Raw genomic sequence first — 16,723 nt, forward strand, 5'->3', positions numbered from 1 at the left:
GATCACCGCTTGCACCCGCATCGCATCAAAATCCCAGTCAATCAAAGCTGCGAACGACCTCCGGCATTGTCATGATCAACGCTGCCCTCCTCGGCTGCGGTGAGATGGGCCGACTGCACGCCGATTGCATTGCCCAACTTTCCGGCATTCGAATCTACGCCTGCTGTGACACGAACGAATCCCGCGCGCTTGCATTTCGGGAAAAGTACAACGCCGCCGTCGCGACTACCGAGCCGCAACGCATTTGGCAGGATGAAAACATCCAACTCGTTTATGTCGCCACACCCACCAACAGCCACAAGGCACTGTGTCTCGCCGGAATCGCAGCCGGCAAGCATCTCATGATCGAAAAGCCGATCGCGCTAACGGCCAGCGAAGCGCATGAGATCTACACAGCGGCAAAACGCGCCGGCCTCATCGCCATGGTGGGCTTGAAATTCCGTTTTTATGAAATGGTGCAAAAGGCGCGCGCGCTTGTGCCCTCACCTTTTCTGGTCTCGGTGCAAGTCATGGATGATCCCTGGCCGCCGGATTTTTGGGCAAACGATCCCGAGCAAGGCGGCGGCAACGTGATTTCGCAAGGCATTCATGGCGCGGATTTGCTGCGTTTCTTTGCCGACGCTGATCCGGAATGCGTTTTTGCGGTCGGCGCAAACTATCATCAACCCACGGGCGTGGTGGACAATCTCAGCGCCACTTTTCGTTTTGAAAATGGCGTTGCCGGCAGTTTGATCGTCGGTGATTGCGGCCAGCCGCCACAGGTGAGCAAATTCATGGCACAGCTTCACGGCCCCGCAGGCTCGGTTCTGGTCACCGAGCGATTGACGCATTTGCAATTCAAACCGCGCGGCAGTACGGAAATCTCAACCTATCGCGGCGAAGAGAGCGGCATCCTTGAGGAAAATCGCGCGCTGCTCAAGGCCCTGCGCGGCGAAGCGCCGGTTGCGGCAACCCTGTGGGAGGGTTACGTCGCGCAGGCCATGATCGAAGCTGGCATTCAGTCGGCGAATAGTCGGCGGGCAGAACGCGTGCTGACTGAGGTCCACTCAGTTTGAGTGCGAGGCGAATCATGCCCAACCGATAAACGCGGCCAACGGATGCGATCTTTGATGCCCAGAAATTTTTTTGCCTGTTTCGTTCGTGCCCTCGCAAGGCTTCGGTTGAAAACCTGGCATTGTCAATTAAGAGTTGAATTGCTGCCATAATCGCAAAGATTTTCATCCCGCCAAGATTCAACATTACTGCGCAGGCTCGCATTATACTCGCGCGTTCTATGCACCGATGCGACTTTGCGTGCTGTGCCTTCTTCCTGCTTCCGGTTTGTCCGGCTTACAAGAAATCGCAACATCCAATGCCATACAATCTTCACCAAAAACTCGAACGCCACTGGGAAGCAACCTTGCGCGAAATTATCTGCGCTTATCCCGCACGGCGCGCGAACAATTGGCACTGCCGCCATGACGCTCCCGCAGCGTTTCTGCAATCCGTGGAGCCGAATCGCAAGCAATGGGCAAATTTGGTCAGTGGCCTGCCGGAGTTCTCCGGAGAGATGCAGGTGGACATGCACGCGATCACGGCCACGCGCCACCGCCTCACGCTGCGCTTGAATTCAGCATTGCAGACACACGCACTTTTCCAAACACCGGCCCACGCAAGCCGCACGGACTTCCCGCTCGTGGTTTGTTTGCACGGCATTGGCGGCTCTCCTGAGATGATTCTGGGTGATGATGAATCCACGCCGCCGAGTTATCATGCTTATGGCCGCAGATTGACGGAGCACGGCTTTGCCGTGCTGGCGCCCTATCTCGTCAACAACTTTGCCGGTCGCGGCCGCCTTCATCGCATGGCCTTGTTGCTGGGCACGACCATCTGGGGCTTGGAAATTCAACTGCTACAGCGCTTGCTCGATTTTGCCGTGGCCGAATTGCCGATTGATGCGCGCCGCGTCGCAATGTGGGGCTTGAGCATGGGCGGCGCCTACACGATGTACACCCTGCCGCTTGAACCTCGTTTTGCCGCCGGGATTGTGTCGGCCTGGTTCAATCAGCGCGTGCGCAAAATGATTATCGAGGATTCGCATTATACTTGCTTCCTGCCCACCGCTGAGGAACACGCGTTTCTGCCCGGCCTACTGACGCAGTTCAGCGATCAGGATTTGCTCGCCCTCATTTGCCCGCGGCCATTGCTCATTCAAACCGGCGAGAGGGATTCCGTGTCCTGGCCACCTTTAGTGAAGGAAGAATTCGAGGCCGGCCGCACACCTTATGATCGTCTGCATCTGAGCGAACGATTGCAGTGGCATTTGCATCACGGCGGCCATGAGATCGCGTTCGAAAGCGGCCTTGACTTCTTGAAGAAATGGCTGTGAACCTCTTATGCTGAGGGAAGAATTCACATGTGCAAACTCATGAAATCGGTGCAAGCGATTCTGCTGGCCGGATTCGCGCTTGCCCTCGCAAGTTGCACCGATAAAAGCGATGATGCCAGGGTTGTGATCAGCCTCAATGTTCCGGCCAACGCTAATCTACTGCAAGCGCTGCGTGAGCAGCTTCCCAAATATGAAACCGAGCACGGTGTGCGCGTGCAGTTGATTCCTTTTACCGGCCAGGAAAAACTCTACGCCATGATGGCCGCGGGACAAGCGCCTGACATTTTCTACACCAACACGGTGGTGCGCGATCAGCTTGCCGCCGAAGGCCGCTTGCTCGATTTGAATACCATTGCCGCCGGTGATTCATTCGTGCAACAAATCCGGCCGGAGTTTATTCAGCGCGGCACCTCCATTGACGGCGGTTGGTATCAGTTCTGTGATTGGACTTACACCTACGCGGTTTATTTCAACAAGACTCTGTTCGATCAAACCCACGTGCCATATCCGGATTCGAACTGGACTTGGAGCAAGATGATTGACCGCGCACGCTGGTTGACCCGCGATTTGAACGGCGACGGCGTGACGGATCAATACGGCATCGTCATCCCCAAACATTTTGTCTCAGCTTTTGAGCGCATGAATGGAGCGGAATTCACGCCCAATGCCTTGTTGTTCGATCTACCGCAAGAATCGCAAGAAGCCTTGCAAGCCTATTTGGACTTGATCTACCAAAACAAGGTCATGCCGGAAATCGCTTTCACGCAAGCGCAAGGCATGCAGGTCTCACAAATGCTCAACACCGGCAAAGTCGCCATGGTCGTTGAGGCCGCTCCCAACCTCGATTTCATTACGGCATTGAAAATCGATTGGGACATGGCGCCGCTGCCGCGCATGGCTGACAAGCCGCCGCGGTATTTTCGCTCAGCCTCCGGCGGCTTGTCGCTGAGTTCGTCCTGCCGGCATCCGCACGAGGCGTGGAAATTGATGAAATGGCTGATCACGCAATCGCCTTACAACACGCCCAATCCGGTCTTGCGCGAAACGGATTTCGTCAGCGGCTGGGAAGCGCGGTATCCCAAACTGCAGGAGACGCATTTTCGCCAGGTTTGGGAGCTGAGCGAACGCTATGATGGCGGCGATACGCGTGACTTCGTGCGGTATTCATCATGGAGCAGCAACGCGATTTTGGAGCAACTCAGCCCCAAGATGGATTTGTTGTGCGCCGGGAAATTGACAGTTGCGCAATTGGTGCAGCAGAAGGATGAGATCAATCGCCGGGTGCTCGCCGAGCTTAAGAAGATTCTGCGCAATGAAAGCTTGCGTCCCGCGTTTCGCGAGAAAATCGACGAAGAACTGCGGCTGCAAAATGTCGTGGTGGATGATTTGGAGTGAACAAGAAATTGGTTACGACTCGAGCCGCAAGCGGCGCCGCGGTGCTTCACCTGAATCTCAATTCTCCGAGCGTAATACGTGAGGCGGGAGTTGTCAGAATTTCTTTGCCCACTCTCGCACCCGGACGCTACGGCTTTCATCTGCTATTCAAGCTCAACGACTATCCCTTCGAGCGCCACTTCTGTTACATGCGTCCGCGTCACTCGTCCGCTGCTGACGCCCTCGTTCCGAGAAAATTTGTTGATATGGAATTCACTGCAGAGCTGCCGGGAATTGCGGTTGGGCCGTGGCCGGGCTGGCGTGGCATCCCAGCGATGCCGGAAGTAAAACTGCGGTGCGGCAGCGAAGAAGTCGAAGCGCGTTACAACTTCTGGGGCGACGAGCGTGAAATCGGGCAGGTGCGGCTTATCGCCCTCGTTACAATTGCAGAGCAAACCCCTCGTGAAATTGAGATTCATTATGCTGATGTTCGTTTGCAGCCCGTGGCTGTCGAGATTTACGCCTCAGCGAAACCACATGCCGTTCCCATGCTGGTGAAATTGCGACCGCAGCTTGAAAACACACATCCGCGGTTGTTGTTCTCGGCCACGGAACTCGCGGAACTGCGCGAACGCCGTCAGCGAACGCATCTTGCCATTTGGCGAAAGATCGAGAAACTTCTCGACAATTGGCACTTGCCATTCGAACTCACCTCGGAAAGCAAAGCACTTGCAGGCCCGGAAAGACTCAACGACATGGATCGCGTTGTGCTCGCCGGGTTTCATGCCTTGATCACAGAATATCATACTTCTCTCCAGCGTGCACAAAAATCGTTTGACGATTTTCTGCAACGCGCATTGCAGCCTGATTACGAGCCGATGCGCATCGACACCCAAGCGGGAGAGTGTTTGTTCACGCTAAGCTTGGCGTACGATTGGCTGTGGCCGAAGCTCAATGAATCTGCGCGTGCTCGCTATCGCGAAAAGCTTTTTAAAGTGGCCGAACAAGTTTGGGCGCATTTGGGTTACGAACGCGAAGATTACGCTCAGGCGCATTTTGTTGGATGCAGTCACGGCTTGCTGGCCTTCTCTTTTCTTTTTTGGAATGAACACCCGAGAGCGCAGGAATGGGCAGCCTACTTGCGCGGCGCGTTTGAGTGTGTTGTGCAGATGCTGCCCGAAGACGGCTTTTATCCGCACGGCATCAATTTGTGGATTTACGAGCACACGTTTTTATTGCGCTATCTCGAATTGTTCCGCCACTGCGCCGGCGAGAATTTGTGGAAGAGGCATTCATATTGGAAAAACGCGAGCCAATTTCGCCAAGCATCTTTGAGTCCTGATGCACAACTCGGCGTGACTTTCGGCGATCCGCAATTTCGCGTCAGCGGAGACGCCTGGATGCATTACTTGATTGCCAGTCGCGCGAAATCCCCTGAGGCGCAAGCGCTGGGCGATACGCTTTCCGATCAACCCACTGCCGGCGTGGATTTCCGCAGCGTGCCGCCGCGGCGCCGGGTGTGGGAGTATTTGTTCCATGAACCTGAATTGCTTTCATCGCCTGCGCGGCAAACGCAATTTCATTTTTCGAATGGTGGCCAATTTTTTTGGCGATTGGGGAAACAGAATAATGAAGCTTTGCTGACTTTTCGCGCCGGTGCGCCATTGGGTTTGCGAAGATACGAACACGGCGAATGGAGCGGCTATGGTCACAGCGATCCGTGTCAGGGCAGCTTTCTGCTGGCGCAAGCGGACAAACTCCTGCTCTGCGGCTCCGGCCCGGTTTATCGCCGCGACACGCTGCTCAACAACACCATCACGATTGATGGCTGCGGCCAAATCGGCGACAGCGCGCCGTGGGCGCCCGAGTTCGTGCCGCCGAATCGCCTCGCGCGCATTACAAACTCATTTCGCGCAGAAACGCTGGAGTGGATTGAAGCGGATTTGACCGCTTCATATCTGGACTTTCTCGGCGTTCAAAGTCTCGTGCGGAGACTTTACGTGCTGCGTCCATTGCTTTTTGTTGTTCACGACCGCATTGAATTGAAACAATCGCGCGAGTTGCAATGGAATTTGCATACGTATGGCGAGATTAGAGAAATCTCACATGCCTCGAATTTGCAGTTTCAATTCACAGACGGCGAGCAATCTCTGCAGGTTCTTTGCATTCTTCCTGAAAAGGCGAAATGGCGCACCGGCTTCTCTGATTTTGTTCCGGCCTATCCGCACGCCGGCGAACGCGACCGCTTTTTGCAATTGCATCAATCCGGCAAATCCGGAGAGTTTTTGATTGTGATAAGTCTTGAGGGTTCGTCGCTGGACTGGGAGTTAGAATCATCGCCGGCTGAGGGCAAAAATCGCGTGCTGGCTTTGCAAATGTCTGGCCGGCAAGTGAAAATAGAATTGGCTTGATCATGAAACCGGTTGTGTCCCGCAGGGACAAACGAAATTAGCCCCGCGATTCATCGTGGGGAAACGGATCAAACAAACAACCCAAGTCCCGCAAGGGACGACCGAGAATAGCCCTACAATTTATTGTTGGGAAACAATACAAGCACATCACCCGAGTCCCGCAAGGGACGAATGAAAACTTTCATCCGTCCCTGTCGGGACTCTCGAGGTTTTGGTAAATCATCTTTCTTTCCCACCAATGAATTGGTGGGCTATTGTCAAATGTCCCTTCGGGACAAAATATGTCTCCGTTCAACTTCATAACATGAGAGTCGCATTGTCACCTTCACGCCGGCAAGAACAACCCTTGCAAAACTTCAGACAACGGCTGCTTGACGGCGCCCGCGCAGAGGCGGAACGGCATTTCGATCCGGCTGCGTTGATCTGCCTTATCCCGCGCGAAACCGCCTGGTATGCTATCACACTGTTGGAGAGTGCACAAGCCAAAGATCACCAACTCGCAAATCGCATTCTGGAAAACCTAACGGTGAACGACGGCACGCATTCACCCGCGACGCTTTTTGTCATCTATCATCGTTTTTCGGCATTACTTGCAGATCAAGCCAAAGAACAAATCCTAAAAAACCTGCGGCGGAATTTGCCGATCTCCGCGACCGTGCGCTATTCCGATGGCAACGTGAATCATCCATTGGCGGCGTATGCCCATCTCATTTGCGGCGGTGAGTTGCTGGGCGATTCGACTTATGCGCTCCTCGGCAAACGCCTGTTGCAGGAATTTCACCGTACCATTTCCAGCCGCCGGCACAAGCAGCGGCGCCAGGCGGAAATGGCCGAGTACAACAGTCCCACTTACACGGCGTTGACGCTCTGGTTTCTGGCGATCATCGCCGAGTTTGCGCAGGATGAAGAAGCGCGGCAATTGGCGCAGTTTCTGGAAGAGCGGCTGTGGATCAACGTGGCGATGCACTGGCACGAGCCAACTCAGCAATTCGCAGGGCCATTCTCCCGCGCGTATGCCGAAGACTCGGTGGGCGGCTTCTCGGCGTTGCATTGCACCTTCGCTTACGCCATGCAAAGAGACATTTTCATCGCAGCCGAGCTGCCGCGCAGATTTGAACATCCCTCTGCGTTAATTGAAAACGCCTTCGTGGCCATTCTCAATTTCCACGTGCCTGCCGAAGCAAAGGCCATAGCGTTCGACAAGCCTCTGCCCTACTGCTTTCGCATGACAACGTACTGCGAGCAATATCACGAAAATGGCCGCCGTCAGGAAGATGATCGTCAGATTGCCACGTTTGATGATGAGGTCTATCCCGGCGGCTGGGGCGATCTCACCACGTTCATGACGAAAGAATATTGTTTGGGCACGGCAGTCCGGCCTTACGTGAACGCCGGCCAGAGTGATGGCTTTTCGTTGCGCTATCGTCGCGCCGATCATGTGCAAACTCTGCGGGATTTCCGCGGCGCCTACACGCGCATGGTGTTCAACGGCGCAGTCGTTGGCCAGGATAATTTTTGTCACGTGGCCGGCTTTCCCATAAACAAAGACTATCTGTATGAAGAAGGTCGCGCGTTTACCTATCAACATGAGAACAAGGCCATTGTCTGCAACACGCCAAAGCGCGCCGGTCACGCCGCAGTGAGCGAGCTGCGCCTCGATTTGATATTCTCTTACCACGCGCCGTTCGACCATATTCAAGTCGATGAAACCGTAATCGCCGGTTTCCCGCGCGAATTTGAAAATATTGAGAGAATCGTCATTGCTGACTTTCATACCTATTTGGCGATTCTTCCCGTGCCGGCCTCCGGACTCGCAGGTTTCAAACCAAAAAACCGGCTGTGGGTGTCGCAAGACCATTGCATGATTTCATTCTACAATTACCAGGGCACTGTCCGCAACTTCACGCGCGAGGAGATGAGCGCAACGCGCAACGGCTTTGCCTGCCTTTTGGAGACACGCGATCACTTTCCTCGTTTGAAAGATTTCTTGAAATTCCTCGACAGCGTCAAGCTGAACGAAACGATTTCCAGCCGCGGCGTGCGGACAGTGAATTTTCAAATTGGCGCCGATGCAATGGTGTTCAGTGTCGACCCGATCAGCGAGCGCATTTTGCAGCGTACTTGGAATGGCAAAGATGATACGGTGTATCACTTTCAAGTCGAAACGGCTGCAGAAGATTCAGAGCAATTTTGTCCCAAACAGTTGTATGCAGAAGATTCGCAATTGAAATAGTGAAAACAACTCAGCAGTCACTTGCAAATGTCATTCTGTAAGAATCCTTTTCAGCATGGCATCGGTGCTTGTGATCAAAAGGATCCCTGCGGGATGACAGGGTAAAGAAAGTCACCATGCTGACATTAAAAGATTTGACCGGCCATATTGATCAAGCCGTCTGGATCTCTGACGATCGCATCTCGGCTCTGGCTTCACAGCGCAGCGGCGGCATCGAGCAGATCGATTTTCACGGCAGCCAGCCTGTCAGCCGCAACGCCAAGCTTCTGCAGCATCCCGAGGGCGTGCTCAGATTTTCTTTGAGAGCAAATATTGAAGGACGATCAGAAATCGTTCCGCTGCAATGGCAAAATCTGACCCTGCATCCTGCCGGCATCCAACAAACTCATGAATGGAGCGGCTGGCGCATCACCCTCGAAATTGCAGTGAAAAGAAACACGCTGCAGGTGCAGTGTCATTGTGGATCGTCAGCAAGTCAACAGAATTGGGATGACGTTCGTTTGGAAGTAGCGTGGAATTCGAAATCGCTGACAACCGAAGTTCATGGCCAACGCCTGTGGTCAGAGCCACAAATTTGGCGAGAGAGAAGATTGCTGCTGCACGCCAATGATCAAATTCACTTGCAAGAATGGCTGCGGCGCAAGGGCGATTATCAAGGCGATTTTCTCATTCCCGAAGGCTGGCGGCGGCTGATTTACAAACGCCACTGCGTCTCCGGCACCGCGCGGCTGGAGGATGTGCGCGAAGAGTATTTGCAGACGACACTGAAGCTGTACGATGCCGATACCTGGATTCTGCTCGGCGGCGAGAATTTTGTTTTGCAAGCAAGCGAAGATGGCTGGCAGCATTTTCGTTCTATCTCCCCAACCACCGACGACAAAATCTGGCACTCGCCACAATTTGAAGTCGCGTTCTTCACCGAAAAGCCAGTTCGCGAACAGCCAACCACAGAATCAATCTTTGCAATTCAAACCAAACGTTACGAAGCGCTGGACGCCGCCGTGCCGCAACTGGAGATTCCGGAATTTCCTGCGATCGGCGAATTCTTCCGGCGCGTGCCGCAGATTGTCGAATCCGCGCGTGTGCAGGATTTCGGCATGACGCGCGCGTGTGCCGGAACTTACTATTGGATTTGGGCCTGGGACAATATGGTCACCGCGCTGGCGCAATCGCATTGGGGCGATATTGACAATCTCAAAAGAATGGTCGATTTCATTCGCACGCATCGTGATCGAGATAGCAGCATTCCCGGCCGCTGGTCGCGGCAACTCGAGCCGATGGACAGCCGCGGCATAGGCGCGATGGATTTTCTCTTCTCCGAGCTGGTGCTCAGTCTTTACGCCGAAACCAACGACAGAATGATTTTGCGCGGCAATTACACTGCATTGCACGAGGCATTCACGCATTTGCAGCACCGGTCGCATGCGAATGGACTGTTTCCCACCATCGGCATGTATCCGGATTTGCCCGCCAAAATGGGGAGAGATGAGAATTGCTACGTGGCGATCGACGAGGGCGCGTGGTATGGCCTGTGCCGCAATCTGGAAAAAATCGCATGGCTGGTCGGTGATCGACCCACTGCGGAGAAAGCTGCCCGACAAGCCGGTAAGATCGCCGAGAATTTTCTCACGACGTTTTGGGATGAAGAAAAGGGATTCATTTGCGATGCATTTGATCCTCGCAACGGCAAACGCCATGCGAGTTATCCGTTGTTCTCGCTATTGTTTCTCGAATCGCCGTGGGGATATGCGCTGTTGCGAAACAAACTCAACTCCTGCGCGCAGTTCATCAGCGCGCATCTGCTCAGCGCACGCGGCCTTGCTCTCACCCCGGCGTGGGACGTGAATCACCACAGCGAGCCGGCGATGTCAGCTTGGTATCCGCATTGGGATTTTGCCGCGATCAAAGCGCTGGCGCATGCCGGTGATTTTCAAGCCGTGCGACGCTGGCTGCATTTGGTTGACGAGTGCTATCGCCGGCTCGGTTACTGTCCGGAGTTTGTCGCGCTCAACGTGAAGCCGGAAGAACAATGGCAGCATCACGGCGCGGCGTGGAATCTGAATTGCGCCGCCGGCTGGTACAACGCCTTGCTGCACGGAATCGTCGGTTTGGAGTTCGATATGGGCGGTCTCACCTGTCGAGCCGCACCGGAGATGCCGGCATTTCGTCTGCGGCAATTGCATTTCCGCGGCGGCCGCTGGCAGGTGGAGAAATCCGGCAGCGGGAAGTTTATCACGTGTCTTGAAGTGGACGGAGAAGAAATTGACGGCACCTGGAAAGTTCCTGCGCGCTTTTACACCGCTGATGAACATCAGCTACGAATTCAATATGCTAAAAAGCCACTGCATCACCCGATGCTGTTGGAATTGAGGGGCGCAGAATTGGTCAATGTCGATTTGGCGAAAGACAAGGCTGTTTTCTTGATTCAAGGATTTGGCCAAACGGACTTGTGCTTCAGTTGTCCGGAGAAACCAGAACTGCATTTCGACAGCAGTGAGGTCGATTATCTTTGGCAACCTGAAACGAACACCGCACGCTGCCAACTCTCGCTGACCAGTGAGCATGAAGTCAGCTTGATAGTGAAATGAAACTGGTACGCTGTTGCTTTGACAAGCATATCCACTACCACTGTCATCCTGCAAGGATCCTGTGGAGATTTGTGCACAGTGCCGAGCTCTTCACAAGATTCGTCTGAATGACATATCGAGAGAACACTTCTACGAATTAAGGTAACAGACCACAATAGCGTATGACTCCACTCGATGCGGCACACAATGCCAGAAACAACAAATCGCGCCGCAGCTTGCGCCGGGAGGTGGAAGGCTACTTGTTCATCTCGCCGTGGCTCGTCGGCTTTTTGATCTTCGCGGCCGGGCCGATCTTGTTGTCACTCTTCATGAGCTTCACGCAATGGTCGCTGCTCTCCGCGCCGCAATGGGTTGGTCTGAGCAATTATCAGGAAATCATCTTTGATGACCCGCTGGTTTACAAGAGTCTGTGGAACACGGCATACTACGTTTTCTTCTCGGTGCCATTGGGCGTTGTGTTCTCGCTGGCACTGGCTATTTTGCTCAACCAGAAGTTGCGCGGCCTCAGCATTTTCAGAACCATCTTCTTCCTGCCCTCCGTCACCAACATGGTTGCGGTTTCTCTTTTGTGGATGTGGATTTTCAATCCCGAGTTTGGGTTGCTGAACCGCGCCTTGAGTTTTTTCGGCATCACCGGCCCGTTGTGGCTGCAAAGTGAGGCTTGGTCCAAACCCGCGCTCATCCTCATGTCGTTGTGGGGCATCGGCGGCGGCATGATCATCAACCTCGCGGCGTTACAAAACATTCCTGTCGAGCTTTACGAAGCCGCAGATTTGGACGGCGCGCGCAAATGGCATCGACTGCGCCACATTATGCTGCCGCTCATCTCGCCGGCGATTTTTTTCAATCTCATCATGAACATGATCGGCTCATTTCAAGTTTTCACGCAAGCGTTTGTGATGACCGGCTCTTCCGGCCAGGGCGAGGAAGGCGGCCCCAATAACGCCACGCTGTTCTTCGTGCTCTATCTCTACAAAAAGGCTTTTCAGCAATTCAAAATGGGCTATGCTTCGGCGCTGGCGTGGATTCTGTTTGCCATCATTCTCATCTTCACCATTTTCCAATTCGCGCTGTCGCGGCGCTGGGTTTATTACGAAGTGCCGGAGAAAACGCAGTCATGAATCAATCCGCGCCAAAATCGGCCCTGCTCGCACAGATCAAGCTGGGCTTTTCCTATCTGCTACTCGTCGTGCTGAGCCTGATCTTCATCACGCCTTTGCTGTGGATGATTTCATCATCGTTCCACAGTTTGGACGGTGTGTTCGCCGTGCCGTTTCAGTGGATTCCCGCGAAGCTGCACTGGGAAAACTATCGCGACGCGACGCAACTGCTGCCTTTCGCCCGCTATTTTTTCAACACGGCGTTCATCACCATCATGGTGATTGTGGGAACGGTTTTTTCCAGCTCGCTGGTTGCCTACGGCTTTGCGCGTTTGCGCTTTCGGGGACGCAACAAGCTCTTTGCGCTGTGCCTGGCGACCATGATGCTGCCCGGCCAGGTCACCATGATTCCGCTGTATGTTTTTTTCGCAAAGCTCGGCTGGGTCGATACGTTTCTGCCGTTGATCGTGCCGGCGTTCTTCGGCTCGCCGTTTTACATCTTTCTCCTGCGGCAGTTCTTTTTGTCGATTCCTGACTCCTACGATGAAGCTGCATTGCTGGACGGCGCGAGCCGTTTTCGGATTTATTGGAACATCATCCTGCCGCTGGCGCGTCCCGCGATTGCGACGGTGGTGGTGTTCAGCTTTGTCGGCGTGTGGAATGACTTCTTCAATCCGTTGATTTACATTAATTCCTTCGAGAAGGCCACGCTGACATTGGGCCTCAATCTGCTCAAAACCCAAATCATCGGCTCGGGCGTGACGCAATGGCATTTAATGATGGCCGCTTCGGTGCTGGTGCTGGTGCCCAATGTCATCGTGTTTTTCCTCGCGCAACGGCATTTCATCAAAGGCATCAATGTCGGCGGTTTGCGTGGATGAATTACTTCAACGGCGGCCAATTTTGAGACGGCTCTTAACTCTACTTGGCTTCTTTAAAGTTGAATCGTTGCAAAAAAACAAAGATTTTCTGACCACTAAGGCACGAAGACACCAAAAAAGAAACTTAGTGCCTTGGTGTCTTTGTGGTACAATTTGGTTATGGAAAGGAGCAGAGCCATCATGTTTAAACATGGCCGTTTTTTCGTTTGGTACTCGCTGTGCATCCTGGCGTTGGCGACCACTGCCTCTGGCCAGGGCAATCCGGAATTCAACGGCAAATGGCGCCTCATTCCGGCGAAGAGCAGCGAGATTGGCCTTTATGGAACGCTGTCATTGGAATTTCAACAGCAGGAAGCAACAGTCACTCTTATCCAAAACTGGGGCACGCCCCGTTTCTTTTTGACCGATACGCTACAATTGAAAACAAACGGCGAAGTGAATGAAGTGCTGGTACGCGAGCGCGAATTTGCGAGCAATGTGTTCATGGGACTCTACCTGCCCGTGGGCGCGGCGCGGCAAATCACCGCCACGTGGGAAAATCAGGGCGCGACGTTGCATCTCGAGGAACGCTATGCGACGCAAAGCTCACAGGGAACATCAAATTTCACCAGCATCCACCGCTATTCCTTGTCCACTGACGAAGAGACACTGATCTATCAAGTCGAGCGCCCAACGCGCAAGAGTGGCCCGCCAATCAAGTACGTGTTGAAACGCGAGGGCAGCAAAGAAGCGTATTACATGAAGCTCGAAGACAATTGGGAAATCAACGGCAAGCTGGCGGAACAAGCATTTCTCATCAGCCTGCAGGGCTTGGCCAACAGCGACGGGCCGCGGCTTTACTTCATCTATCCCCCGAGTTGGAATTTCAACTATACGCCGGCGATATTCGATTTTTTTCAGAATCAAAAGAATTACACCTTCACCCAATTGCGCTCAGCGGAACAAGCGCTGAAAACATTCAAGGCGCAAGTCAAAGGATACGTGGTGTGGGACAAATCGGTGCGCACGTCCTTGATTGTTGCGTTCACGCTGGCCGGTTTGGAGAAAGCCGTGGTGGTCAGCGAGGAAATGATTCCAATGCTGGAGCAGGCGGGATTGAAAGCGGTCGGGGATTTCCGCGGCCAATTCACCGGCAAATCCGACGCGGAGATTTACACCTGGGCGTATGAGCAATACTGGCCGCGCTGCAGCAAAGATTTCATCATCTGGATGGGCGGCGAGTCCGGCAATGTCATGAAACCGGGCGTGGCGGATTGGGGCATTTACAAACAGGCATTCTTCAATGATCTCTCTTCCAAACCCAAAGATGCCGCGGAATACGAACTGGCAAACAAACTGCTGAGCGAGATGAATCCGCGCGCGATGGTTATGGGATGGCACTCTTATGCCAAAGACAAGGAGGAAGAGCATGTCAAACTGACTTCGAGTTATGGCTTGTGCGTCGATGGTTTGCACACGCTGCCGAATTTCAGTTTCAACAGTCAAGTGCCGGTGACCAAGGGTTTTCAGTTCAAGAATCGTCACAATGTGGCGGCGGGCAAAAGCTATACGCCCAAGAAGAAAGTGTACATCACCTGCGTGCAAACCGATGGACTCGGCTTGGGCGCGTGGACCAAACCCGGACGCGGTGAGATTCCCTACGCGTGGGAAACACTGATGAATTACTCCTGGCTGGCGCCGGCGATGTTGGAGTTTTTCTATTCGCAGGCGACCCCGAATGATTTCTTCATCGGTTGTTTGTCGGGACCCGGTTACATGTATCCCAAAGCGGTGCCGCCGAAACTGCTGCCGCCGTTAATCGACCGGGCGCGCGAGTTGATGGAGAAGCTCGATCTCAATGTGTTCGAGATCATGGATTATTCCGAAGGCGCGGAGGCCGGCGGCAATACCGATTTGCCGAAAGAGATAGTCGACGCTTACTTCCAAGGCATGCCGCATGCGATTGGATTCATCAATGGCTACACACCGTCTTCCACTTTTGCGATCAAGGATAAGCGGCCGTTGATTTCTTATGATTATTACCTCTCTCCCACGCGGCTGGTGGAAGAGGCAGTGGCGGATTTGCGCGAGTTGGCGGCAATCAACGCGAAGCGGTCCTATTTTTTGCTCATGCACGTGCGCGAAACCAGCGACATCAAACGAGTGAAGAGCATTTTAGATCAACTCGGACCCGAGTTTGAGCTGGTGCCGCTCGATATTTTTCTCACTATGGCCGGCAATCAGCCGACGTTTCAAAAGCGGTTTTTGCAGCCGGCCTCGAAGTGATGTCAAAGCTAACATGAGAAAACGGAGTGAACAGAGAAAGCGATTTTCTCAGAAGGCCTTTCACTGTTGACTCTGTTTTCTCCGTGTTTGACTTTCGAGATAGTGCAGTCAACGAGAACATGAACGACAAAACCCAATTTCAATTTCGCCAAACCGGCATTGCCAGTGGCTTCATCTTTGATCGCAGCGTGCAAATCGCAGAAATCCGCGATCTGCGCTTGTGGAATGTCCGCTTTCAAAATGATGGCCCGCTTATCATTGGTGAAGATGTAGCGACGCCGCTGTTCTGGTGGCAGTATGCCGATCATCAAAATCCGGAACGCCATTGCGGTTCTAACGGCAAGCTTCGACTTCTACAAGCAGAACCGGAGCGCGTGACATTTGTCTGCGAGGGCACAAATGCTTCCAGCAGTGCGCTGAGCCGTTGTGAAATCGAAGTGACGTATTCCGCCAAGCATCGCAGTTATGTTTTTCGCATCGCGGCGCAGTTGACGATTCCCAGCGGCACGCACTATTTGGTGACACCCAATCCCAGTCATGGCGAGTTGGAGTTCTGCAATTTTTGGCCGGAGGGAGTTTTTTCTAACCTCGCCGGAAAGCCCAAACGCTACCAGGCATGCTATGTCCAAAATGAGAACGGAACTCTTCGCATTCCGCACCATCATTTGGAAACTTCCGACAAGCACAACATTGTGATGAAAAAGGGAACACGATTTTGTTGGCTGCTGGAAGAGACCAATCCCGTGGTGGAGATTATTTCGGACAACGAGGTTTGTGCGGGATTGTGCGCTTACATGTGGGATGCGCATTTCGGCTGTCGCATTTGTGATGATTTGCAGAACAAACTGCTCATTGGGCATAGAACTTTCAACGCCGCGTTTCTGCTCTATGCCATTGACCGGCAAGCCGCAAGCGATCTCGCCAGCAGCGCGCGAGAAATCATCACACCGGAAATCAACCAGATTCCCATCTATGTGCCCGGCGTGAATACTTTTGCGCACACACTTCTTGATTTCCGCGAGCAACAAGCGAAGCTGTGGCCGTGGTCTCATGAAAGCGAAGGCGCAGAACATCATGCAGAATTCGCTCTGGATCGCGAACGAGGCATTGACGACTCCTGCTCTCTGCGCATTCGAAACACCGAGCCGGGCAATTCGCAATGGGTTGCCACCACGCTGGGGCCTGCTTTCGGTCAGCCGCCTTTTAGCGACGGCGCGCGTCTGCGGTTGACGGCTTACGTTCGCACCGAAAACGTGCAAGATCGAAGCGATATTGCGATTCGCTTGCATCGGGCCGGGCACGGCGATTTGTTTAAAGTTTCTGAGTATGAAGTTTTTCCCAGTCACCAAACGCTGTGCGGCACGTGCGAGTGGCAACGCCTGCAAGTGACCACACCGCCGCTCTCACCGGCGCCTGATCGTGTGCATCTGCTGCTGCGGCAATCCGGCAGCGGCACGAGTTGGTTTGATAATGTGTTGTTTGAGTCGGAGGTGTCAGGTTGAT

Annotated in this window: 10 protein-coding genes; all 10 read left to right on the top strand. The window is 53.7% G+C overall.

Features of this window, described 5'->3' with window-relative positions; translation table 11 throughout:
• Window positions 1-71: 71 nt before the first annotated feature.
• The 10 genes from L6R21_13555 to L6R21_13600 all read left to right on the top strand — a co-directional run bounded on the left by L6R21_13555 (window position 72) and on the right by L6R21_13600 (window position 16,722).
• Window positions 72-1,055, top strand: a complete 984-nt coding sequence (locus L6R21_13555) for a Gfo/Idh/MocA family oxidoreductase (GenBank protein ID MCK6560217.1) — start codon at window positions 72-74, stop codon at window positions 1,053-1,055.
• 296 nt (window positions 1,056-1,351) lie between these two features.
• On the top strand, window positions 1,352-2,368 hold the full coding sequence (locus L6R21_13560; protein ID MCK6560218.1) for a hypothetical protein: 1,017 nt from the start codon (window positions 1,352-1,354) through the stop codon (window positions 2,366-2,368).
• Window positions 2,369-2,395: 27 nt separating this feature from the next.
• Window positions 2,396-3,763, top strand: coding sequence for an extracellular solute-binding protein (locus L6R21_13565; protein ID MCK6560219.1), 1,368 nt, complete (start codon window positions 2,396-2,398; stop codon window positions 3,761-3,763).
• A gap of 104 nt (window positions 3,764-3,867) precedes the next feature.
• Complete coding sequence (locus tag L6R21_13570) at window positions 3,868-6,153, top strand: heparinase II/III-family protein (protein ID MCK6560220.1); 2,286 nt, start codon at window positions 3,868-3,870, stop codon at window positions 6,151-6,153.
• A 346-nt stretch (window positions 6,154-6,499) separates the two neighbouring features.
• Complete coding sequence (locus L6R21_13575; protein ID MCK6560221.1) at window positions 6,500-8,386, top strand: hypothetical protein; 1,887 nt, start codon at window positions 6,500-6,502, stop codon at window positions 8,384-8,386.
• Between the two features lie 116 nt (window positions 8,387-8,502).
• Window positions 8,503-10,974: a hypothetical protein gene (locus tag L6R21_13580; protein MCK6560222.1), complete on the top strand. Its 2,472-nt coding sequence runs from the start codon at window positions 8,503-8,505 to the stop codon at window positions 10,972-10,974.
• 161 nt (window positions 10,975-11,135) lie between these two features.
• A complete protein-coding gene (locus L6R21_13585) occupies window positions 11,136-12,095 on the top strand; it encodes a sugar ABC transporter permease (protein MCK6560223.1) in 960 nt (319 codons plus the stop codon).
• The gene (locus L6R21_13590) at window positions 12,092-12,955 is read left to right on the top strand and encodes a carbohydrate ABC transporter permease (GenBank protein MCK6560224.1); all 864 of its coding nucleotides are present in this window, start codon (window positions 12,092-12,094) and stop codon (window positions 12,953-12,955) included. The genes L6R21_13585 and L6R21_13590 overlap by 4 nt, the downstream gene beginning before the upstream one ends.
• A gap of 180 nt (window positions 12,956-13,135) precedes the next feature.
• Entirely contained in the window at window positions 13,136-15,220 is a 2,085-nt protein-coding gene (locus L6R21_13595; protein MCK6560225.1) for a hypothetical protein, read from the top strand.
• A 119-nt stretch (window positions 15,221-15,339) separates the two neighbouring features.
• Complete coding sequence (locus tag L6R21_13600) at window positions 15,340-16,722, top strand: hypothetical protein (protein ID MCK6560226.1); 1,383 nt, start codon at window positions 15,340-15,342, stop codon at window positions 16,720-16,722.
• Window position 16,723: the final 1 nt, after the last annotated feature.

It is taken from the genome of bacterium, assembly GCA_023150945.1.
Taxonomy (GTDB): domain Bacteria; phylum Zhuqueibacterota; class Zhuqueibacteria; order Zhuqueibacterales; family Zhuqueibacteraceae; genus Coneutiohabitans.